The 21871-nt window shown below is 62.9% G+C and carries 20 protein-coding genes; 9 read left to right on the top strand and 11 right to left on the bottom strand.

Annotation, left to right across the window (positions count from 1 at the left end; genetic code table 11):
- Positions 1 to 38: 38 nt before the first annotated feature.
- The 4 genes from Q8S60_RS05090 to Q8S60_RS05105 form a co-directional block, all read right to left on the bottom strand.
- Positions 39 to 974, bottom strand: coding sequence for an MBL fold metallo-hydrolase (locus tag Q8S60_RS05090; RefSeq protein WP_305277528.1), 936 nt, complete (start codon positions 972 to 974; stop codon positions 39 to 41).
- A 155-nt stretch (positions 975 to 1129) separates the two neighbouring features.
- Positions 1130 to 2107, bottom strand: coding sequence for a phosphotransferase (locus Q8S60_RS05095; protein WP_305668397.1), 978 nt, complete (start codon positions 2105 to 2107; stop codon positions 1130 to 1132).
- 17 nt (positions 2108 to 2124) lie between these two features.
- Positions 2125 to 2574, bottom strand: coding sequence for a DNA polymerase III subunit chi (locus tag Q8S60_RS05100; protein ID WP_305277526.1), 450 nt, complete (start codon positions 2572 to 2574; stop codon positions 2125 to 2127).
- Between the two features lie 11 nt (positions 2575 to 2585).
- Positions 2586 to 4079: a leucyl aminopeptidase gene (locus Q8S60_RS05105; RefSeq protein WP_305277525.1), complete on the bottom strand. Its 1494-nt coding sequence runs from the start codon at positions 4077 to 4079 to the stop codon at positions 2586 to 2588.
- A gap of 288 nt (positions 4080 to 4367) precedes the next feature.
- Here Q8S60_RS05105 and lptF point away from each other — a divergent pair, with 288 nt between their 5' ends.
- The 8 genes from lptF (at position 4368) to Q8S60_RS05145 (ending at position 14480) form a co-directional block, all read left to right on the top strand.
- Positions 4368 to 5540 carry an LPS export ABC transporter permease LptF gene (gene lptF, locus Q8S60_RS05110; protein ID WP_305277524.1) on the top strand — a complete coding sequence of 391 codons (1173 nt, stop codon included), beginning with the start codon at positions 4368 to 4370 and terminating at the stop codon, positions 5538 to 5540.
- A complete protein-coding gene (lptG, locus tag Q8S60_RS05115; RefSeq protein ID WP_305277523.1) occupies positions 5537 to 6628 on the top strand; it encodes an LPS export ABC transporter permease LptG in 1092 nt (363 codons plus the stop codon). Before lptF ends, lptG begins: the two co-directional genes overlap by 4 nt.
- A 64-nt stretch (positions 6629 to 6692) precedes the next feature.
- A complete protein-coding gene (locus tag Q8S60_RS05120; RefSeq protein ID WP_305277522.1) occupies positions 6693 to 8909 on the top strand; it encodes an LPS-assembly protein LptD in 2217 nt (738 codons plus the stop codon).
- A 142-nt stretch (positions 8910 to 9051) separates the two neighbouring features.
- Entirely contained in the window at positions 9052 to 10386 is a 1335-nt protein-coding gene (locus Q8S60_RS05125; RefSeq protein WP_305277521.1) for a peptidylprolyl isomerase, read from the top strand.
- 28 nt (positions 10387 to 10414) lie between these two features.
- Positions 10415 to 11437, top strand: coding sequence for a 4-hydroxythreonine-4-phosphate dehydrogenase PdxA (gene pdxA, locus Q8S60_RS05130; protein WP_305277520.1), 1023 nt, complete (start codon positions 10415 to 10417; stop codon positions 11435 to 11437).
- The gene (rsmA, locus tag Q8S60_RS05135; protein WP_305277519.1) at positions 11434 to 12282 is read left to right on the top strand and encodes a 16S rRNA (adenine(1518)-N(6)/adenine(1519)-N(6))-dimethyltransferase RsmA; all 849 of its coding nucleotides are present in this window, start codon (positions 11434 to 11436) and stop codon (positions 12280 to 12282) included. The genes pdxA and rsmA overlap by 4 nt, the downstream gene beginning before the upstream one ends.
- 95 nt (positions 12283 to 12377) lie before the next feature.
- Positions 12378 to 13427: an alcohol dehydrogenase gene (locus Q8S60_RS05140; RefSeq protein WP_305277518.1), complete on the top strand. Its 1050-nt coding sequence runs from the start codon at positions 12378 to 12380 to the stop codon at positions 13425 to 13427.
- 75 nt (positions 13428 to 13502) lie between these two features.
- Positions 13503 to 14480: a sulfotransferase family 2 domain-containing protein gene (locus Q8S60_RS05145; RefSeq protein ID WP_305277517.1), complete on the top strand. Its 978-nt coding sequence runs from the start codon at positions 13503 to 13505 to the stop codon at positions 14478 to 14480.
- Positions 14481 to 14536: 56 nt separating this feature from the next.
- Here the strand turns inward: Q8S60_RS05145 and Q8S60_RS05150 are convergent, their stop codons facing one another.
- Both Q8S60_RS05150 and Q8S60_RS05155 read right to left on the bottom strand, forming a co-directional pair.
- A complete protein-coding gene (locus Q8S60_RS05150) occupies positions 14537 to 15301 on the bottom strand; it encodes a cephalosporin hydroxylase family protein (RefSeq protein ID WP_305277516.1) in 765 nt (254 codons plus the stop codon).
- Positions 15302 to 15355: 54 nt separating this feature from the next.
- A complete protein-coding gene (locus tag Q8S60_RS05155; protein ID WP_305277515.1) occupies positions 15356 to 16285 on the bottom strand; it encodes an NAD(P)-dependent oxidoreductase in 930 nt (309 codons plus the stop codon).
- Positions 16286 to 16417: 132 nt separating this feature from the next.
- On the opposite strand from Q8S60_RS05155, the gene Q8S60_RS05160 reads away from it, so the two are divergent.
- Entirely contained in the window at positions 16418 to 17560 is a 1143-nt protein-coding gene (locus Q8S60_RS05160; protein ID WP_305668398.1) for a glycosyltransferase family 2 protein, read from the top strand.
- Here the strand turns inward: Q8S60_RS05160 and Q8S60_RS05165 are convergent.
- From Q8S60_RS05165 to gmk, 5 genes are read right to left on the bottom strand one after another with little or no spacing between them, the layout of a single operon-like run.
- Positions 17537 to 18787 carry a class I SAM-dependent methyltransferase gene (locus tag Q8S60_RS05165; RefSeq protein WP_305277513.1) on the bottom strand — a complete coding sequence of 417 codons (1251 nt, stop codon included), beginning with the start codon at positions 18785 to 18787 and terminating at the stop codon, positions 17537 to 17539. The genes Q8S60_RS05160 and Q8S60_RS05165 overlap by 24 nt on opposite strands.
- Complete coding sequence (rfbC, locus tag Q8S60_RS05170) at positions 18784 to 19347, bottom strand: dTDP-4-dehydrorhamnose 3,5-epimerase (RefSeq protein ID WP_305277512.1); 564 nt, start codon at positions 19345 to 19347, stop codon at positions 18784 to 18786. Before rfbC ends, Q8S60_RS05165 begins: the two co-directional genes overlap by 4 nt.
- Positions 19344 to 20432, bottom strand: coding sequence for a CDP-glucose 4,6-dehydratase (gene rfbG, locus Q8S60_RS05175; protein WP_305277511.1), 1089 nt, complete (start codon positions 20430 to 20432; stop codon positions 19344 to 19346). Before rfbG ends, rfbC begins: the two co-directional genes overlap by 4 nt.
- 1 nt (position 20433) lies before the next feature.
- On the bottom strand, positions 20434 to 21213 hold the full coding sequence (rfbF, locus tag Q8S60_RS05180) for a glucose-1-phosphate cytidylyltransferase (RefSeq protein WP_305277510.1): 780 nt from the start codon (positions 21211 to 21213) through the stop codon (positions 20434 to 20436).
- 17 nt (positions 21214 to 21230) lie between these two features.
- A complete protein-coding gene (gene gmk, locus Q8S60_RS05185; RefSeq protein WP_305277509.1) occupies positions 21231 to 21869 on the bottom strand; it encodes a guanylate kinase in 639 nt (212 codons plus the stop codon).
- Positions 21870 to 21871 lie beyond the last annotated feature (2 nt).

Here is a 21871-nt window from a genome sequence, read left to right on the forward strand (position 1 = left end):
CAAAAAAAAGTAATCCCCGGTTTCGGGACAGAGCCCCTTCACTCCCCTCCGGCGGCACTCGTGAAGCCTTCCGCCAGGACCCCGGATTCGATCAATTCGCCGACGATTTCGCCGTCATGCCCGGGTACGATGGCAATCTCCGGCTCGGCGTCGTTCAGCGCCTTCAACGCGGCGAGCTGCCCGAAGACGGCGGTTCGGTCTTCCTTCAGAAAGAACTGGGTCACAAGGCGCGCGCGTTCGCGTTGCGTCGCGATATTGCGATAGTGCCAGGCGACGTCGCCGATGAAAAGCATCTCCGAACCGTCCGCGCGCTGAACATAGATCATCTGGCTGCCCGGCGAGTGACCCGGCGCCTTGATGAGCACGATGCCCGGCGCGACCACTTTATATTTGTCGTAGTCCAGCGGCTCATACCCTTGCAGGGCGCCGTCCGGAAACTTCGCGGGCACGCTGCGTTCCGGGTGATCGAATTGTTCGCGCGTCAGCTTCGTCGCGGGCAGCACGGCCGGAAGATCGGCATGCACGGTGAGGCCGCCGATGTGATCCATGTGCTCGTGGGTGATGAGGATCAGCGATGCTGTCTGCATCGCCTGTTCCATGCGCGCATAGGCATCCGCGTCGAAGGCGACAAGATTGTCGCCGCCGAGTTCGGCATTGAGCGCGGTGTCGATGATGACGCTGCTCTCCGGCGTGACGAGGCGGTAGGAGAATACGGGCAGCTCGCGCTGAGACCATCCGTCGCCCGCCACAATGGCCGTTGCCGGAAAACTGAACGCCGCGACCTTTTCGACTTCGACCGAAACAGGTTTGTCGCCCGGCACGGCGGCCACCATGCGGCGGACCTCGCCGATATCCAGCGCGTAAGCGGCGTCGGACGGCATCCGGCTTTCGACCACAAGCCAGTAATAGGCCGCGCCGCCGACGGCGACCAGCACTCCCAATGCGATGAGACTTCTCTTGAGCCAGACCGGCATGACTTCCCCCCTACCTGTGCGGCCCATCATGATCCGGCCCCGGACACGGATCAATCCATGAACTGCGTATGCGGACTATGCTTTTTTGCAGAGCCTCACGCCTTCTTTTCTCACCGGCTTTTCCCACCGGCCTTCTATACCGGCCAAGATGGCCCCTATTTCAGCAGACCAAGGTCACGTGCCGCATCGAGAGAATTCGTCAGCGCAGACCACCACTGTGGCTCTGGCACCCCGGAACACCACCAGATGACAGGACTAATGAAACTGTACAGGACCCCCAGCCGATAGCGATCATAGAAAGCAGCCTCCTCTACAGGTGAACCACAAGCCGCCATTTGACTGAGATAGACGCCTATCATCTCTTGCTCCCACTCCCTGCGCAGGTTTGGTGGAAGATTCAACGCAAGTGCGTGCGCCAGATCGATCTCTCCAAATCCGATCATTGGCATACCCCAGTCAATGAGACACGCGCGCTGTTCAGGAGAAAAGAGCGCGTTTCCAAAGTGCGCGTCCCCGTGAACGATCACATCGGCTTGAGCTCCCATCCGCTTGATCCGATGTTCGAGGTCGCTCAAGTCGGTCAGAAAGCTCTCAACCGCGCGATCTACTCGTTCATGAATCATGGCGATGAATGAGCCCAGCACCAATTGAAAGAAACTCAGCCTCTGTTGGATCGTGCCAGCCGGAAGATCAGCCGCGACCTTTATCCATTCACTCTGGATTGTTGAATGACGCCCTGTTAGTCCATGCAAAGTCGCCAGCGCTTCCACAAAACACCGACACTCCATGCGGGTCGGCGCAGGGCTGCAGGCTGAGCGATGTGACCCGGACAAGTCCTTGATGAATAACCTGCCGGTCTGATCCCCTTCAACTATCAGCAAGCACTCAGGAACGAGCCAGCTTGGCAAGAGTGGCGCGATGTGACGGTAGAATTGTCGTTCCCTCTTAGCCAGTCCAGCGACATCTGCCGCGCCCGACTTTTTGAGGATCACACTCGTGGACAGCGAATCCAATCGAACGCGGTAGACCTCTGAGTGCGCGAGCGTCTGCAGTGGTTCGACATGAATATCGTGAAGGGAAAGGTTTCCAAGCCCTTCGAGGGATATGAGGTGGTTGTAAGTTTCTTCGATCATGCCCCGCTCTGGACGATCTATGCTTTCTTCTCCCATTTTCCCCGCTCGTCCTGCTGCCAATAGGTCGCGTCGTGCCCCTCCGCTTTCAGCGTTTTCCAGTGTTCCCGCGCGGCGGCGAGCGCCGCTTCGTCACGGCCGTCGAACATCAGCACACAGCGTTCATAGGGGCCGATATTGCCGGGCGCAGCGCCATCGACCAGGAAGAGGACATAGGCGTTGTTCGGGTTTTCATCATCCACGGTCAGAAAGACGGGCTCCAGCGCCGCAGGCCCGTCATCCTTCGTGCCGTGCGGCAGGAAGCTGTCGTCGCTATAGGTCCAGAGGACATTGTTGAGCGCGTCGAGGCGCTCCGGCCCGCCCGCTCTCACGATGGCGCGCCAGCCGCGCTCCAGCGACCGTTCGAGCAATTGCGGCAGCACCTGTTCCAGAGGCGCGTTCTGCAGATGGTAGAACAGAACCTCCGTCACGATGCTTTCCCTCAGGCTTCGTAATTGTCCGCGACCAGCCTGTTGAGCAGACGCACGCCCCAGCCCGAGCCCCAGCTCTGGTTGGTCGCCGTCTGCGGCGACGCCATTGCGGTACCCGCAATGTCGAGATGCGCCCAGGTGACCTTGTTGACGAAGCGCTGAAGGAACTGCGCCGCCGTGATCGAACCGCCGTCGCGGCCACCGACGTTTTTCATGTCGGCAAAGCGCGAGTCGATCATCTTGTCGTAGGCGGGACCCATCGGCAGGCGCCAGACCTTTTCGCCTTCGGCCTCGCCGGCTTCGTAGAGCTGCTTCGACAGCGTGTCGTTATTGGAGAAGAGGCCCGCATATTCCTTGCCGAGCGCGACCATGATCGCACCCGTGAGCGTCGCGAGGTCGACCATGAATTTCGGCTTGAAGCGGTTCTGCGTGTACCAGAGCGCATCGGCGAGCACGAGGCGGCCTTCGGCGTCGGTGTTGATGACTTCGATGGTCTGGCCGGACATGGATGTCACGATGTCGCCCGGACGCTGCGCCTTGCCGTCCGGCATGTTCTCGACGAGGCCGATGACGCCGACGACGTTGACCTTCGCCTTGCGTGCCGCGAGCGCGTGCATGAGCCCGGTTACGCAAGCGGCGCCGCCCATGTCGCCCTTCATGTCTTCCATGCCGGCGGCGGGTTTCAGCGAGATGCCGCCCGTGTCGAAGCAAACGCCCTTGCCGACGAAGGCAACCGGCTTCTCGCCCGGCTTGCCGCCGGTCCAGCGCATCACGACGAGCTGGCTCTCGTGCTGGCTGCCGTAGCCCACGCCGAGCAGCGAGCCCATGCCGAGCTTCTTCATCTGCGCTTCGCCAAGCACTTCAACCTTGACGCCGAGCCTGGTGAGCGTGCGAGCCCGTTTCGCGAACTCGCCGGGGAAAAGAATGTTGGCCGGTTCGTTGACGAGGTCGCGCGTGACGAACATGCCTTCCGCGACCTTCGACAGCGGCGCATAGTCCTTGCGCGCGGTAGCTGCCGCGCGGGTCATGACGGTGAGCGACTTCAGGCCCGTCTTGTCATCGCCTTCCTTCTTCTTCGTCTTGTATTTGTCGAAGCGATAGGAGCGGAGCTTCGCGCCGAGAGCGACGCGCGCCGCCGCCTCGCCGGCCGGGAGCTTCGGCGCCGAAATTCCATCGAGAACAACCGAGAGCGCCGTTTCCTTCGTCTTTTCAAGACGGCCGGCAAGCTCGCCGCCGGCCTTTTCGAGGTTCGCCGCCGACAGGTCCGCCGACTTGCCCAATCCCGCGAGCAGGACGCGGCTTGCGCCGACACCCTGCGGGCCGACGACTTCGAGCACGGTGCCCGACTTGCCGGTAAATCCCGCCGCCTTCATGGCCCGCTTCAGGGCGCCGCCCAGCTTTCCGTCGAGGTCGGCCGCGACGCCTCGCAGCGCGGCTCCCTCGGTGACGAGGACGGCAAGGGCACCCGGTTTGGCAAGCGAGATATCGGCAAACGTAATATTCATAGCGGGACCTTTCCTGATCCTGTCCGGCACATCAATTCAGGCCGATATAAGCGCGATTCGGCGGACCGGTGGCGGCTCACGGCGCCATCGTGCCTTTCCCCAGGTGGCGAAATGGGATAACCATTTCCCTCAACGCCGTCCGGCAATCCGGCGCGTATCCTAACTGAATCGGAGCGGAGGGAAAGCCATCCCTGACGGCTGCGGCAAGGAAGCGGCGAGTAAACCGGCCGCAAAGGGAATGCCCGGCATGCGGCACGATCGAAGACCTGCGTTCAGGAGCCCGGCTTCATGCTGAAAAGCCTGTCACGATACCTGTTCCTGCAGGCCATCGGTCCGTTCATCGTAGCGAGCATCGTGCTGACCGGCATCATCTGGCTGACGCAGGCGTTGCGCATGCTCGATGTGCTCATCACACAGGGACAGACACTGCCGACGTTTTTCGAGCTGACGGCACTCGCGCTGCCGAGCACGCTCATCATCGTCCTGCCGATCTCGCTCTTTTGCGCAGTTCTCTACATGCTGCACAAACTCATCAGCGACAGCGAGATCGTCGTGATGTTCGCGGCCGGCGTCAGCAGATGGGTGGTCGCCCTGCCGCTGCTTGCGATTGCCGTGGGCACATCCATCGTGATCCTCTCCTTCAGCATCTATGTCGCGCCAGCAGGCATGCGGGAACTCAAGGTCCGCCTCTACGAGATCCGCAGCGACGTGGCGACGGCGATGATCCGCGAAGGCGCGTTTTCCAATCCCGCAAACGGGCTCACCGTCTTCGTCCGCGAGCGCGACGCAGACGGCACGGCACACGGCGTTCTCGTGCATGACAGCCGGAACCGCCTGGAGCCCGTTACCTACATGGCAGAGACCGGCAGCCTGGTGCGGGGTCCGAACGGGCCGCTGCTCGTGATGTTCAACGGCAACATTCAGCGCGTCTCGCGCAAGAGCGCCAAGGAGATGGGTGCGGCGACGTTGCTCTATTTCGACAAATATACCTACGATCTTTCGCAGTACATGGAGGATCGTCCGACCTTCACATATGAAGGGCGCGAGCGTTATTTCAACGAGCTCATCTCGCCTGCCGCCGACGACGGATATGGCCAGCAGAACCGCGTGAAACTGCGCGCCGACGCGCATGAGCGTCTGGTCGAGGGCTTCTATCCGACGATGCTCACGCTGATCGCGCTGGCCGCCCTGCTGCCCGCACCGTTCAATCGCCGCGGCTACGCATCGCGCATGGCACTGGCGGCCGGGATCGCGCTTACGGTGAGGATCGGCGGTTTCGCGCTCGCCGACGCGGCCGGGCACAACCTCCAGCTCGCGCCGCTCATGTATCTGCTGCCCATCACGGTCTGCGCCTTCTGTCTTGCCGTCATCGCCGGCGTGCCGTTCGACGTCTGGTGGCGAAGGCTGTGGCGATATGCCATTCCAGCCAGCGGCAGGAAGAGAGGCAGGTCGCCGTCATGAATTTTTCATGGACGCTTTCCCGCTATCTCGGACGCCAGTTCCTGACGGTGGTGCTGATTACCTTCGGCATTTTTCTCGCGCTTATCTTCATGATCGAGCTGGTGGAACTGCTGCGGCGCGGGACGGACAAGCCCGGCGTGACGTTCGGCCTTCTGGTGTCGATGTCGCTGATGGAGCTGCCGCGGATCGGCGGCCAGACGCTGCCCTTTGCCGTGCTCTTCGGCGGCATGGCGGCGTTCCTCCGGCTCAGCCGGAACAACGAACTGGTGGTCGCGCGCGCAGCCGGCGTGTCGGTGTGGCAGTTCATCGCCCCGGCGCTTGTGGTCGCCTTCGTGATCGGCTCGTTCGTGGTGACGGTCTACAATCCGGTTTCGGCAACGCTGACGACGCGGTTCGGACAGCTCGAATCCAAGTATCTCCAGCAACGGGCGAGCTTCGTTGCCGTGTCCGCCAACGGGTTGTGGCTCCGCCAGGCCGACCCGGCCGGGCAGTCGGTCGTCCATGCCCAGCGCATGGACAACGGCTTCGAGCTCCAGGAAGTGACCATTTTCCTCTACGACCACGGGGATCGTTTTCTCGGCCGCATAGATGCGCAGGTGGCCGCGCTGAGGCCGGGATACTGGGACCTCCAGGACGTCTGGGTCCTGATGGGGAACGACCAGCCTCGCCAGTACGATTCGTTCCGGCAGGAAACTTCCCTCACCCAAAAGCAGATCGAGGAAAGCTTCGCGCGGGAAGAGACCATTTCGTTCTGGGAACTGCCGCATTTCATCGAAACGGCGGAGGCGGCGGGTTTTTCGGCCCGGCGATACCAGATTTATTTCCACCAGCTCCTCGCCACACCGGCGCTGCTGTGCACGATGGTGCTGGTTGCGGCGGCCTTCTCCATGCGGGTTACACGGATGGGCGGGCTGCTTCAGATGGTCCTCGGCGGCATATTTTCGGGCTTTTTGGTCTATTTCCTCGGCAATCTGGCGATCGCCCTCGGGTTGTCGGGCATCCTGCCCGCCGCACTCGCGGCCTGGGCTCCCCCGGTCGTGGTGACGCTTTTGGGGCTTGCTGTTCTCTTTCACCTCGAAGACGGTTAGAAATCAGGAGGCGGCGCCCGCAAGCGGGGCGATTCTGGAAGCGGCCGGGGGGCGAGACGTACACGTGACTGAGGGGCTCTGGATGGGTTTGGGCGGCCGGCGCGGCATCCTGTGGTTGGCGGCGGCTTTCGCCGTGGCAACGCTTGTGGCGGAGCCGGCGCGGGCCCAGCCGGAGATGCCGACCGAACGCGGGCAGGCCAAGCAGGCCTTCCCGGAATCGGGCGAAGTTCTCATGCAGGCGGACGAGCTCGCCTATGACCGCGAGGCGCGGGTCGTGACGGCGACCGGCCATGTCGAGCTTGCCTATGGCGAGCGGATCCTGCTTGCCGACCGCGTCACCTATAACGAGACCACCGGCGTCGTCACGGCGGACGGCAACGTGTCGCTGCTCGATCCGCAGGGCGATGTCGCCTTCGCCGATCATCTCGTGCTGCGCAATGAAATGCGCGACGGGGTGATACAGACGCTGCGGGTGCTTCTGAGCGACAATTCACGGCTCGCGGGCCACGACGTGGTGCGCAGCGGCGGCAACATGACGACCCTTCACCGGGGCGTCTACAGCCCGTGCGACATCTGCGAGAAGAAGGGGCAGACGACGCCGCTTTGGCAGATCAAGGCTTTCCGCGTCATTCACAACAAGCAGGAACAGAGGATCATCTACGAGGACGCCTATATGGAGTTCTTCGGGGTGCCGGTTCTTTATATTCCCTATTTCTCGCAGCCCGATCCGACCGTGAAACGGCAGTCCGGCTTTCTGCCCCCGAGCTTCGCCAGTTCGTCGGACCTCGGGCAGCAGGTGGAAATTCCCTATTACTGGGCGATCTCCCCCGACAAGGACACGACGATCATTCCGCGCTTCACGACAAAGGAAGGGACCGTCTACCAGGGCGAATACCGGCAACGCTTCGAGAGCGGCCAGTTCGCCATGTTCGGCACCGGCACATGGCCGAGGACGCAGCAGACGGGAACGCCGAGCGACAATGATTTTCGCGGAAGCCTCTTCGGCACCGGCACTTTCGCCGTCGACGAAAACTGGCGCTGGGGGTTCCGTTCGGAACTCGCCTCCGACGATACGTATCTGCGCAGATACGGACTGTCGTCGGCCACCGATCTCATAAGCAACCTGAACGCGACCTATGTCGACGGCCGGAACAGCTTCACCGCCGACGCCTATTATTTCCGCGGCCTGCTTTCGACCGACGACTCGGCGACGACGCCGTGGGTCGCGCCGCTGCTGCAGTACGACTATTCCTATCCCGAGCAGATCGGCGGCGGCCGCGTCAGCTTCTCCGCCAACGGCATGGTGCTGGAGCGCCGCCAGGGCGCGAAATCGCGGCGCGTGTCCAGTACGGTCCGGTGGGACCGGCGCGAAACATCGTCGAACGGCTTCGTCTACCGGCTGTTCGGCAGTCTTCGCGGCGACGTCTACTCGGTCGACGACGTTTCGAATTCGGCCGTGCCCGGCGCCACTTTCGACAGCACGACCATCGCGCGCGCCCTGCCGACCATCGGCACCGAATGGAGCTATCCGCTGGTCCGCTCCGACAGCGGGCTCCGGCAGGTGCTGGAGCCGATCGCGCAGCTCATCTATTCGCCCAATGTGGGCAACACCGAGGAAATACCGAACGAAGACTCGCTGAGCTTCGAGTTCGACGACACGAACCTGTTTTCGGAAGACAGGTTCGCCGGTCTCGACCGCTGGGAAACCGGGGCGCGGGCGAATGTCGGCGTGCGGTATTCGATCTATATGCCCGAGGGCGGCCAGGCGAGCGCACTGTTCGGCCAGAGTTTCCGTCTCGAGGACAATGACAGCCTCGCCAGCGGGACCGGCCTTCAGGACGAGACGTCCGATTATGTCGGCCGCGTCATGCTGGCGCCTTCCGACGACCTGTTGCTGGTCTACAGGTTCCGGCTGGACGACGAGCGGTACAAGATCCGGCGCAACGAAATCAACGTGCTCGGCCGTGTCGGGCCCTTGAGCGGCGATATCGGCTATGCCTATTTCGCGGCCGACCAGTCCGTCTCATTCCAGCCGCGCGAGGAAATCTACCTCGGCTCGGTGCTGAAGCTGGACGAGTACTGGCGGCTCTTCGGCCAGACAAGGCGGGACCTCGAGAACGATCGCACGGTGGCAAACCGCGTGGGCATCGGCTACGAAGACGAATGTTTCGATTTTTCGGTCGGGCTCTACCAGTCGTTCTACCGCGACAGAGACATCGAACCAGACAGCTCGATAAGCTTCCAGATTACCTTCAAAACCCTGGGGACTGCTTCCAACTGAGGGTTGGACAAATTGTCCAACATACTGAAAACGGGCGCTTTTCTGCGCGCTCTCTCGGTTGATTAGGGACCCGATTCAAGTATTCTGTCGGCCCGTGAGAGCCGGCAGATGGAGGGCCCAAGGCCCCCAAAAGAAAGACGCTATGAAGCCAGCAGATATTTTCGCAAGTGCCCCCTTCTTCGGCGGAAGACGCCTTCGCGGGTTCGTTTCGGGTGTTGCCGTAGCGTTTCTCATCGGTTTCACGACATGGGCCGCAGATGCCGCCGTCGCGCAGGAATCCCGTGCGTCGGACTCGCAGGCCATCGCCGCCATCGTCAACGACCGCGTCATTTCGTCCTACGATCTCGACCAGCGCGTGAAACTCATCATGCTCAGCTCGGGCATTCCCAACACAGGCGAGAACGTCTCCCGGATTCGCGGCCAGGTGCTCCGGTCGCTCGTCGACGAATATCTGCAAATGGAAGAAGCGCAGCGGCTCAACATCTCGGTTTCACAAGAGGAAATCGACACGGCCTTTCAGCGCATCGCCCAACGCGCCAACATGTCGGTCGAGCAAATCGAGGGGTTCCTGAAGGAGGGAGGCATCTCGCGGGCCACGCTGGAGGCGCAGATCCGAAGCGACCTTGCATGGAACCGCGTCATTCAGCAGCAGTTCGGCCCGCAGGTGACGGTCGGCGATGTCGAGATCGACGAGGTTCTGCGCCGGCTTGAAGAGGAATCCGACCAGCCGCGCTATCTCGTTTCGGAAATTCTCATCACATTCGACAGCCCTTCCCATGCCGAAGAAATTGCGGCGGGCACAAAGCGGCTTGTGGAGCAGATGCGAGAGGGCGCGCCTTTCGAGGCGGTTGCCCATCAGTTCAGCCAGTCCGCATCGGCGGCGAACGGAGGCGATATCGGCTGGGTGCATGCGAGCCAGCTTCCCGACGGCGTCGGGTCCGTCGTCGCCAAGATGCAGCCGGGAATGATCTCCGATCCGATCCGGACGCTGAACGGCTACTACATCATCCAGCTTCGTTCGATGCAGACCGGGACGGGCGCCGATCCGATGCGCGATCAATACTCGCTCATGCAGGTATTGCTGCCGCTGACGCCGGATGCCGAGCCGCAGGCCGTCAGCCGCCGCGCGCGCGAGGCGGAGGAATTCCGCAGGGAGACAAAATCCTGCGACGACGTTCCGAGGCTCGTCGGCAAATATCTGAGCGGCGCGGCCAGCCCCAAGAAAGACGTCATCGCCGGTCAACTCGACCCGAGGCTGCGTCAGGCTCTCGCGGGCCTCAAAGTGGGCGGGACGACCGAGCCCATCCGCTCCGAACGCGGCATCGAGATGGTCGTCGTCTGCGGCCACAAGGCGGCCGAGGGCGAAACGCCGACCCGCGAGCAGATCGACAGCACGCTCTATGAACAACAACTGTCCATGATGGGACGGCGGCATCTGCGCGACCTGCGCCGCGACGCGGTGGTCGTCTATCGCTGATCCGGCGATCGCTCAAAACGGTAAGGTCATGACGCGAGACACGGCTTCCATATTGCCACTCGCGCTCAGCATGGGCGATCCGGCCGGCATCGGACCCGAGATCACACTGAAAGCATGGGCGGCGCGAGCCGTTGAATCGCTGCCGCCCTTTTTTGCGGCCGGCGATCCCGCGCTCTACCGCGAGATGGCGAAGCGGCTCGGCCTTGCGGTATCGATCGTGGAAGTGACGGACGCGATGGAGGCGGCCCATGCATTCCGAACGGCCCTGCCGGTGCTGCCGGTCACCCTCGCCGAGGATGCCGTTGCCGGCCAATTGTCGCCCGCCAATGCACCGGCCGTCCTGCGCGCGATAGACCTCGCCTGCGATCTCGTCATGCGCGGCGAGGCGGCGGGCATGGTGACCAATCCCATCCACAAGCGCGCGCTCTACGAGGCCGGCCTCGATGTGCCGGGACATACGGAATATCTCGCGGAACGCACGGGCGGCGCAAAACCAGTGATGATGCTGTCCTGCCCGGGCCTGCGCGTCGTGCCGGTCACCGTGCATCTCTCGCTCAGGGATGCGGCCGCCGCGCTCAGCGGCTCCGATATCGTGGAACAGGGCATCATTCTCGGACGGGCGCTCATTTCCGATTTCGGCATTGCCCGGCCGAGGATCGCGGTCGCGGCGCTCAATCCACATGCGGGCGAGGAAGGCCATCTCGGGCGCGAGGAGATCGACATCATCTCGCCGGCCGTCCAGGCCATCGCCGCCGCCCTGCCCGATGCCGAAATAAGAGGCCCCGTTCCGGCCGATACGCTTTTTCATGCCGCCGCGCGACGGCGCTACGACGCCGCGCTCTGCATGTATCACGACCAGGCGCTGATCCCCCTCAAGACCATCGATTTCGAACGGGGCGTGAATATAACGCTCGGTCTTCCGATCGTCCGCACGTCGCCGGATCACGGCACAGCACTCGACATTGCTGGCCGGGGGACGGCGCATGCCCGCAGCCTGATAGAGGCGATCCGCGTGGCGGCCGAGATCGCGCGTCACCGGCTGCAGGCATGACCTCCGCCTCCCCGCCCCTGCCGCCTCTGCGCGAGGTGATTGCGAAGCACGGGCTCGCGGCACAGAAAGCGCTCGGGCAAAACTTTCTTCTCGACCTCAACCTGACCGGCCGCATCGCGCGTTCCGCCGGCGGGCTCGAGGGGCACGACGTGATCGAAGTCGGGCCCGGTCCGGGAGGCCTGACCCGCGCGCTGCTCGACAACGGCGCCAGGCGCGTCATTGCGATCGAGCGGGACCGGCGCTGCATCGCCGCGCTGGAGGAAATCGCGGCGGCATATCCGCAGCGGCTTGTCATTGTCGAAGGCGACGCATTGGCGACCGACATGGCCGCGCTTGTCAGCGGGCCCGCGCGCATCGTCGCCAACCTGCCCTACAACATTGCCACGCCTCTTCTGGTGGGCTGGTTGCAGACGGAGCCCTGGCCGCCGTGGTTCGAGAGCCTCACTCTCATGTTTCAGCGCGAGGTCGCGGAACGGATCGTCGCCGGGCCGGGTGGCAAAGCCTATGGCCGGCTCGCCGTTCTCGCGCAATGGCGGACGAAGCCGCGCATCCTGTTCGATATAGACAGGCGCGCGTTCACGCCGCCGCCCTCCGTGACGTCATCCGTCGTGGAGCTGGTTCCGCGGCCCGCTCCGCTGGCCGAAGCGGAGCCGCGCGCGCTGGAGACCGTCGTCGCGGCGGCCTTCGGACAGCGCCGCAAGATGCTGCGCGCCAGCCTGAAATCTCTCGGCATCGATCCCGCGCCCCTCATCGAGGCGGCGGGCGTGCATCCGACGCAGAGAGCCGAAGAATTGAGCGTGGAAGAGTTCTGCGCGCTCGCGCGCGCCTATACGCGGATGCGCTGACCGGCAGCAACCGAGGTTGTGGCCGTCATCGTCGCATGTCACATTACCGGCAAAACGGGCGATCTATCGCTCACAAAGTGTCCAGGAGCAATCTCATGAAGTCCGAAGCTATCGTCGAGTATGGCCAGCCGTTGCAGATGATCGACGGGGAAACGCCGCAGCCGCAAGGCACGGAAGTGCTGCTGAAGGTGACCCATTGCGGCGTCTGCCACTCCGACGTGCATATTCACGACGGTTATTTCGACATGGGCGGCGGCAACAAGCTCGATGTTCGCGGCGGCCGGAAACTTCCGTTCACGCTCGGCCACGAGATCGAGGGTGAAGTCGTTGCGACCGGCCCCGACGCCAAGGACGTAAAGATCGGCGCTCACCGGGTGGCCTATCCGTGGATCGGCTGCGGCGAATGCCCCACCTGCAACCGCGGCGACGAACACCTCTGCAACAAGCCGCGCAATCTCGGCATTCAGGTCGCGGGCGGCTACGCCACGCATGTGCTGGTGCCGCATCCGCGCTATCTGCTGGACTATGAGGGCGTCGCGGACGGCCTTGCCGCCACTTACATGTGCTCGGGCCTCACCGCCTACGGCGCCATGAAAAAGCTCGGCGATATCAGCCCCGAAGAGCGCGTGATGGTCGTCGGCCTCGGCGGCGTCGGCATGATGGGCCTGCAGTTTGCGAAGGCGATGTTTCCCGCCGCTCCTCTCGGCGCCGATGTCGACGACAACAAGCTGCAGTCGGCCAAGGGCGCGGGCGCGCATGAGGTCTACAATCCGAAAGACCCGGAAGCGATCAAGAAGGTGCTGGCCGACAGCAATGGCGGCGTACCTGCCGCCGTCGATTTCGTCGGTTCGGAAGCCTCGCTCAAATTCGCGACGAGCATCGTGCGCAAGGGCGGTCAGGTCGTCGTGGTCGGGCTCTTCGGCGGCGGCTTCTCGATGCCGATCCCGCTGTTTCCGATGCGCGCGATCTCGATCGGCGGCTCCTATGTCGGTTCGCTCGGCGAAACGCACGAGATGATGGAGCTTGTGAAGGCCGGCAAGATCGATCCCATTCCGGTCAGCGAGCGGCGCCTCGGCGAAGGCTCGAAGTCGCTGGACGATCTGCGTGCGGGCTCCGTGATGGGCCGCGTCGTGCTGAAGCCCTAATCCAGACAGAGCGACGGCGTCATAGAGGCCCGGTCCCGCAAGGGGCCGGGCCTTTTTTCATATGCAGCCGGGGTCATGGAAATCGCCCCGCAATTGCAGGATCCGCGACGGAATATCTCCTTTGGCTTCGTAGAAGACATTGTCGCGGTCGCAGCAGCAGCGCGACGGAACAATCCGCTCAGGCGTACCCAGCCTTATCAGTGGACCTCCGCCGGAATGATGAGACTACTTTCGAAGACAAGAAAATTCTTTCGCCGTCTTGGTTATCGGATTGCGCGCTGTCGTGAGGATTTGACGGCGCAGGGGAAGAAGCCACGCGTTGTGTTCATCCATACGCCGAAGACGGGGGGCAACTCGATCAATACATATTTCAAGGAGTATGTTGGATCGAAGGGGAGCGGGCGCATCGTGCGCTACGACGATTTCACTTCGCACGCAGTCGACAAATTCGCGGCATGCGCCCAATCGGCAAAATTCGTCACCGGCCATATGCCGTGGACCGCCTTTGAGCGATGCAGGGACGGCAATACTTTCGCCTTCACTATTCTTCGCGATCCCTACGATCGACTGCGGTCATTGTATTATTTCATCGTCAATCTTCCCGACAAGTATGAGCGGGCGGAGGAGATCAACGACATTCAGAAAATGTCGATCCGGGAATTTCTGTCGTCGCCGGAGAGGCGGGTCAGATTCTATACGGACAATTATATCGCCCGGCAGTTTGCAGGTTCGCTCGATGTCCTTGCCGAGACCCCGGCAGAAAGGGCTCGTCTGGCGGAGAGCGCAATCCAGAACCTGTCGTCGCTCGACCTGGTCGGATTCAACGATAACCTGGACGGTGCATTCACCGAAATCGCTCGAACGGCCGGCCTTCCTGCGCCCTGCGCCGGACGCAAACTGAACGTGACTGCGAACCTGGCGGCCTCCGAGGAAAAAAGAGCGGAGGCATCGCTCCCCCTGAACGAAGAGATGCGCGCCCTCGCAAAGCCCCTCGTGGAGGCGGACATGATGGTTTACGAGTACTTCCTGAAAACGCGCAAGATCACCGAGTGAGCGATCCGCCGCGTTTGCGCTTTCGCAACGCGGCGGAATAGTCCGCTCGGGCGTACCTAGCCTTTGGACGCCACCCGGCGGAGCCAGGCGTCGGGCCAATGCGTCACATTTTCGGAAAGCGTCGACTCGTTGAACGGCCATGCGGGCTGCTCGATGACGAAATCCGGATTTGCCGCCGCGAAGTCGCGCGCCGCCTTCGCGGGATTGTCATCGCCCCAATTCGGCTTGCCGCGCGGAACGTCGACCAGGTCCTGCATCACACCGTCCGTGGCGACGATCCACGAGCCTTCGGAGACAAGCGGCGCGTAGGCGTTCAATTCGTCCATGACGTGACGATAGGAATGGTCGGAATCGAGCATGACGAGCACCTTGTCGCCCGGCTTGATGGCGGCCCGCACCTGCTCCACGACTTCCGGCGCCGTCGAGGATGCTTCGATAAGCGTTATGAGATCGAAGAGCGGGTGGCTCTCGATCCGCTTCCGGTTGTGCGGCCTGATCTCGATGTCGATGGCGATGACGCGGCCCTTGCCGATGAGGCGGCAGAGGCTCGCGGAAAAGATCGCCGAGCCGCCATGCGCCACGCCCGTCTCGATGATCACGTCGGGCTTGAGAGCGAATACAGCTTCCTGATACCGGATCATATCCTCCGGGAGCTGAATGACGGGTACGCCGAGCCAGGAAAAACAATAGGGATATTTCTGGTTCCAGCCGGTATTGACCCAAAGGTCCGAGACGATACGAAAGGCTTCGTCGCTGTAGAGATCCAGCGTCTTGCCATCGGCGTCCAGCGTTCGCGACTTCGTGTCAATGCTGACTTTCATTCGGTTCCTCGTAACCCACAAGAACAAGCCGCCAGGGCTTTGTCCGATCCTACTTTACGCAGCAGCCTTATGCCAAAAAGACAAGACGTCCCGCAATCCGCTTTCCAGCGGGCGGCTGCCGCCATACCCCACTTCATGCCGTAAACGGTCCGTCGCGGCAACAATACGGGGCGGTTCGCCCGGCCGGTCGGGCAAGGCGCCGAGCCGGACGAGGTCCGGCCGGCCGGCCAGTTTCCCCATCATGGATGCCGCATCCGCGACGCTTACGCCTTCGCCGGTGCCGATGTTGACCGCGCCTTCGACAGTCGACACTGCCAGGGCGGCGATCGCGGCGCCGGCATCCCGAACGTCCATGAAGTCGCGCACGGCGGCGCCTCTTGAACAGAGCGCCGGTTCACCGGCGGAGAGCGCACGCGCGACGGAGGGCATGAGCCGGCCGGGCGCTTCATGCGGACCGTAGAGAAAGAAGAGCCGCGCCCAGGAGAATTGAATTTCCGTCTGGCTGAAGAATGCCTCGAGCATGCGGCGGCTGCCATCCTTGGCGGTGTCGTAGAGCGTATGTCCGAGGAGGGGGGTCGAGCGCTCGTCGCAGTTGCCGCTTTCCGGCCAGTCATATTCGTAGCAGGTGCCCGTGCCGACGAAGCGCGTCACCCCTGCCCCGGCCGACGCCTGCGCGAGCCGCAGCGTTGCGCCGGCCCAATCGAGATTGGCGGCATCGGTCCAGAATTTTCCGTGTTCCACGCACCAGGCGAGATGAACGATACAATCGGGCCGAACCGAGCTCACGAGAGACGGGGCCGCCGCGGGATCGAGAAGATCGGCTTCATGCCATGTGCAGGCCGCCTCGACCGGCGGACGGCGGCGCGACACCGCATGGAGATCCACATTCATGGAAGCGAGCGAAGCAAGCACATGGCGGCCTACGAAGCCGGACGCACCGGTCAGAAGTATCCGCATCCTGTCGCCCGTTGCCCTGCCAATCATCTTGCAATATCTGTTCTTTTAGCAGAATTGCCGCTGCCTCCACAGTCGAATATTATCCAAAAGCTCAGACTTTCGGGGCCGATCAAAGCAAGGCGCTAGCCGATAATGAAGAACAGTTCAGGCGGTCCCAAGATGACCGTCATCATTCCGACGCGCGAGCGGGCCGATGTCTTTGCCGGTGCCCTGCGGACGGTAACCAGCCAGGACTACGAAAATCTTGAAATTCTGGTGAGCGACAATTTCAGCGGCGACGCGACGGAAGAGATTGCCCGCAGTACCGGCGACCCGCGCGTCAAATACCTGAACACCGGCAAGCGACTGAGCATGGCGCATAACTGGGAGTTCGCGCTCGGCCATGCGACCGGCGAGTGGGTGGCGATCATCGGCGACGATGACGGGTTGATGCCCGGTGCATTAACCAAGGTCGCGGCGCTTATCCACGAGACCGGGGCGCTGGCCGTTCAGTCCGCGATATGCCGGTATCGCTGGCCCGGCAACAAGAGCCGGAGCTATGGACGCATTCGCGTTCCCCTGAGCCATGGTCACGAAATCCGCGACAGCAAAGTGTGGATGACGAAGGTGCTGGAGGGGCGCGCCGCCTATGCCGAGTTGCCGATGCTCTATACGGGAGGGTTCGTCAGCATGACGGTGCTGGAGGAACTGAAGCGCAGGACGGGCGCCTTCTACAAATCCCGGATACCCGATGTCTATACGGGCTTCGCGGTCGCGAGCCTCATTCCGAGTTACGCCTATTCCCGCACACCGCTCGCGGTGGCCGGCATATCCAGGCACAGCATCGGCGTCGATCAGTTTTCCAAAAGCAAGAAGTCGAAGGAGTCCCCGTCGCAGAAATTCCTTCAGGAAGACAACATCCCGTTTCACAAGGACATGCCGCTGACGGAGAGCGGCGACGTGCCGCCGTCGCTGCAGGCCGTGGTGTTCGAGTCCTACCTGCAGACGATCTGCCTGCGGGACGGCGCCCCGATCGAACCGTTCGACCATCAACTCGAGATCATACTGGCGAGTTCTCCGCCCGACGACGACCAGCTGGCGGCATGGGCGAAGACATTCGCGCGGATGCACGGGCTCGACTACGAACGGATACGCGCTCGCGCACGCATCACGCGGTTTCGGCTGAAGCTCGAATCCATACCGATCAATTTCGCGCGGCGGATCGGCCGCCGCAATATCGGCTCGCCGCGGCAGCCGATAGCAAATGTCTACGATGCAAGCCTTGCCGCGGCGGCGGTTCTAGAGCGGGCGCGGCGCGGATGAGGGCGTGACTTTCAGTTCGGGTATTGCGGTCACGAATTGCGCGCCCCACTCCCGGACATAGGCGAGCTGCTCCATGACCTCGGCGCGGATGTTCCAGGGCAGAATGACGATGAGATCGGGGCGGTCCGCCTTCAGATGCTCTTCGGCCACGATCGGTATACGGCTGCCGGGCATGAACTTGCCCTGCTTCGCCGCCGCGCGGTCGACAACGTAGGGCACGAGATCGGGGCGGACGCCCGCGAAGTTGAACAGCGTGTTGCCCTTGGCGGCGGCACCATAAGCGCCGACCTTCAGCCCACGGCTCTTTGCGTCAATCAGGAAAGTCAGAAGATCGTCCTTCACCTTTTCGGCCCGCTTCTGGAAACCGCCATAGAAAGCTTCCGTTTCCATGCCGGCTTCGACTTCCCGCGCCAGCAGCGCCGTCAGCCGATCCGTCACGTCGCGCGCACCGCTGCCGGCGCGCTGGGCATAGACGCGCAGGCTGCCGCCATGCGTCGGCAGTTCCTCCACGTCGAAACATTGCAGACCGTTGGCGGCAAAGATGCGGTTCACGGCGACGAGCGAGAGATACGAGTAGTGCTCGTGGTAAATCGTGTCGAACTGGTTTTCCTGCACCAGTTTCAGGAGGTGCGGAAATTCGAATGTCGATACGCCAGCCGGCTTCAGAAGCGCCGCGAAACCGGACACGAAATCGTTGATGTCCGGCACATGCGCCAGGACGTTGTTGGCCGCCGTGAGATCGGCCTGCCGGCCTGCCGCGGCCAGTTCCCTTGCGAGCTGCACGCCGAAAAATCTCTCGTCGATTTCGATGCCTTTGGCGCGCGCGGCGGCGGCGGTGCTCGCCGTCGGCTCGATGCCGTAACAGGGGATATTTCGCTCCTTCACATACTGGAGCAGATAGCCGTCATTGGCGGCGACTTCGACGACCATGCTGTTCGTGCCGAGAGCGAAGCGCTCCACCATCGCCGCAACATATACTTTCGAATGGGCGAGCCAGCTTGTAGAGGTCGAGCTGAAATAGGCGTAGTCGGACGCGAACAACTCTTCGCGGCCCGCGTGATCCTCAGTCTGCACGAGCCAGCAGGATGTGCAGACGAGAACGCGCAGCGGATACCACGTCTCCGGACCGTTGACGGTCGCGGAGGTCAGATAGGCATTCGACGGCGGCGCCGAACCGAGATCGATCAGGGGCAATGTGAGCGGCGCTCCGCAATGACGACACTTCACCTTTTTTCTCTTTCCTCGCGTTCGGCCAGAAGGGGGAAATTACGGTCGCGCTCCGAACGCTCCGTTATATCCAGCGGCCAGGCAATGGCAATCGTGGGATCGTCGGCCCTGATCCCGTCTTCCGCTTCCGGTACGTAAGAAGCTGAATGGACATACAGCATCTCGACATTGTCCGTCAGCGTCTGGAAGCCGTGGGCGAATCCCGGCGGGATGAGAAGGCTCGCGGCGTTGCCGTCCGACAGAATTTCTCCATGCCAGCGGCGAAAGGTGGGGGAGTTTTCACGAAGGTCCACCGCGACATCCAGCACCTCGCCCCGGAGGCAGGTGACGAGCTTCGCTTCCTCGTGGGGCGGATGCTGGAAATGCATGCCGCGCACCGACCCTTTTCTGGCCGTCAGCGTGCGGTTCATCTGCGTGACAGGCCACGACCATCCGGCATCTTTCAGCTCCTCCGCGCAGAACAGGCGCTCAAGCCAACCGCGTTCGTCGCCCATTCGCCGGCGTCGCAGCAGCATCAGGCCTTCAAGCGGGGTCCGGATGATTTCGAAGCGTCCTGTCATGAGCTGGCGGCTCGCGCATGGAGCTTCTGGTAAGCGGCGATCTGGCCCAGCGTCACGTCGCGCATATCGGCGCCCGTGTTGAGCGCACGGTACCAATCCGCCAGCCACTGGACGCAGGGCGCGCCCGCGAGCTGGTCCTGCCAGCCGAGAAGAGCGCGTGCGCGGCGGCTGTCGATTTCAAGCGTGGTCATTTCGCGGGGACCGGGTTCATTGGCCGGCTTCCACGGCGCGCCCGTGCCGAGCGCGGCCTGGACCGCTTCCGCGAGTTCCGCGACCGTGAGCAACGGCGCGTCGTGCGGCGGCCCGAAATTCAGTGCCGCGGGGGGCTCCGGCAGATCGGTGAGGCCACGTACAAACGTGAAATAGCCGCAGAGGCAATCCAGCACATGCTGCCACGGACGGGCCGCGCCCGGATTGCGCAGGAGCAGCGATTCCCTGGCCCGCAGCGCGCGCCAGATGTCCGGCACCAGACGATCTTCGGAGAAATCTCCGCCGCCGATCACATTGCCGCCGCGCGCCGTCGCAACCCGGACGCCGCGCTCATCCAGGAAGGAGCGCGCGTAGGATGCGGTGACGATTTCGGCCGCCGCCTTCGACGCCGCATAGGGGTCGTGGCCGCCGAGCGGATCGTCCTCGCGGAAGGAGATGCCCTGCTCCGCATTCTCGTAAACCTTGTCGGTGGTGACGACGAGGACCGATTGAAGACCGTCGACACCCCGGAGCGCTTCCAGAAGATTGACGGTGCCCATCACGTTCACTGCGAAAGTTCCGACGGGATCGGCGTAGGAGCGGCGGACAAGGGGCTGCGCCGCCATGTGAATCACAATTTCGGGATTCGCATCCGTGACGGTACGGCGGACGGCATCCGCATCCCTCAGATCGCCGATCCGCGACTGAATTTCGTTTCCGGCCCGTGCCAGATCAAAGAGGTTCGGCTCGGTGTCCGGTGCGAGCGCAAATCCCGTTACTTCCGCGCCGAGACGGGAAAGCCAGAGCGCCGCCCACGAACCCTTGAAGCCGGTATGCCCGGTCAGGAGGACGCGCTTGCCGCTCCAGAAGCTTTCGTCGAGACCGTCGATGCGCAAGCTAGTCCCTCCAGACCTTCCACGGCGCATCGCCGCGCGCCCATAGTTCTTCCAGATGGTTCTTCTCGCGGAGCGTATCCATCGGCTGCCAGAAGCCGGCATGCCGGAAGCTCATCAACTGCCTGTCCCGCGCGAGCCCCATCAACGGCTCCGCCTCGAAGGACGTCGCGTCGCCCTCGATCCGGTCGAGCACCGACGGTTCGAGAGCGAAAAATCCACCGTTGATCCAGGCATTGTCGCCGGGCGGCTTCTCGATAAATCGCCGCACGGTATCGCCTTCGAGTTCGAGCGCGCCGTAGCGTCCGGGCGGCACCACACTCGTCAGCGTGGCTTCCCGGCCATGCTTCTTGTGGAAGGCGAGAAGCGCACCGATGTCGACATCCGCCACGCCGTCGCCATAGGTCATGAAGAAGGTTTCGCCGGGATCGAGATAGTCGCGCACGCGTTTCACGCGTCCGCCGGTCATGCTGTCGGCGCCGGTGTCGACCAGGGTCACGCGCCAGGGCTCCCGCGCCTTCTGGTGAAAGACGATGTCGCCATTCGCTGCGTCGATCGTCACGTCCGACGAGTGCAGCACGTAGTTGGCGAAATATTCCTTGATCATGTAGCCGCGGTAGCCGACGCAGATCACGAAATCCGTATGCCCGAAATGGGTGTAGATTTTCATGATGTGCCAGAGGATCGGGCGGCCGCCGATCTCGATCATGGGCTTCGGGCGGAGCTGGCTTTCCTCCGAGATGCGGGTGCCGAGACCACCCGCCAATATCACCACCTTGGTCATTCGCCCCTCCCCCGTCCCTATAGCGCTTCGCGAAGCTGCTTCACGAAGTTGGACAGGCCCGTCAGGCGGCGGCGCCGCAGCCGCTCCGCACGGAGAACCGCCTGCAGTTCCGCAAAGGCCTTGTCCACATCATCGTTGATGATGATGTATTCGTATTCCTGATAGTGGCTTATTTCATCGGACGCCTTGGCCATGCGGGCCGCCACGACTTCCGCCGGGTCCTGGGCGCGGCGTTCCAGACGCTTTTCCAGTTCCTGCGCCGAGGGCGGCAGTATGAAGACCTTCACGAGGTCCTCGGGCGCGGTCTCGTCGAGCTGCTGGGTGCCCTGCCAGTCGATGTCGAAAAGCACATCGCGGCCGCGCGCTAGCGCCGCCTCGACCGGCTTTCTCGGCGTGCCGTAGTAATTGCCGAAGACCTTCGCGCTCTCCAGGAACTCGCCCCTGTTGCGCATGATGCCGAAGTCTTCCGTACCGAGAAAGAAATAGTCCTTGCCCTCCACCTCGCCGGGACGCGGCTTGCGCGTGGTGGCGGAGACGGACATTTCTATTTCCGGATCGCTGTCCAGCAGCCGGCGTGAAAGCGTCGTCTTTCCCGCGCCGGACGGCGACGACAGCACCAGCATCAAACCCCGGCGATGAACGGCGATGTCGGTCATCG

Origin of the sequence: Parvibaculum sp. (genome assembly GCF_030694575.1) — a bacterium.
Lineage (GTDB): Bacteria > Pseudomonadota > Alphaproteobacteria > Parvibaculales > Parvibaculaceae > Parvibaculum.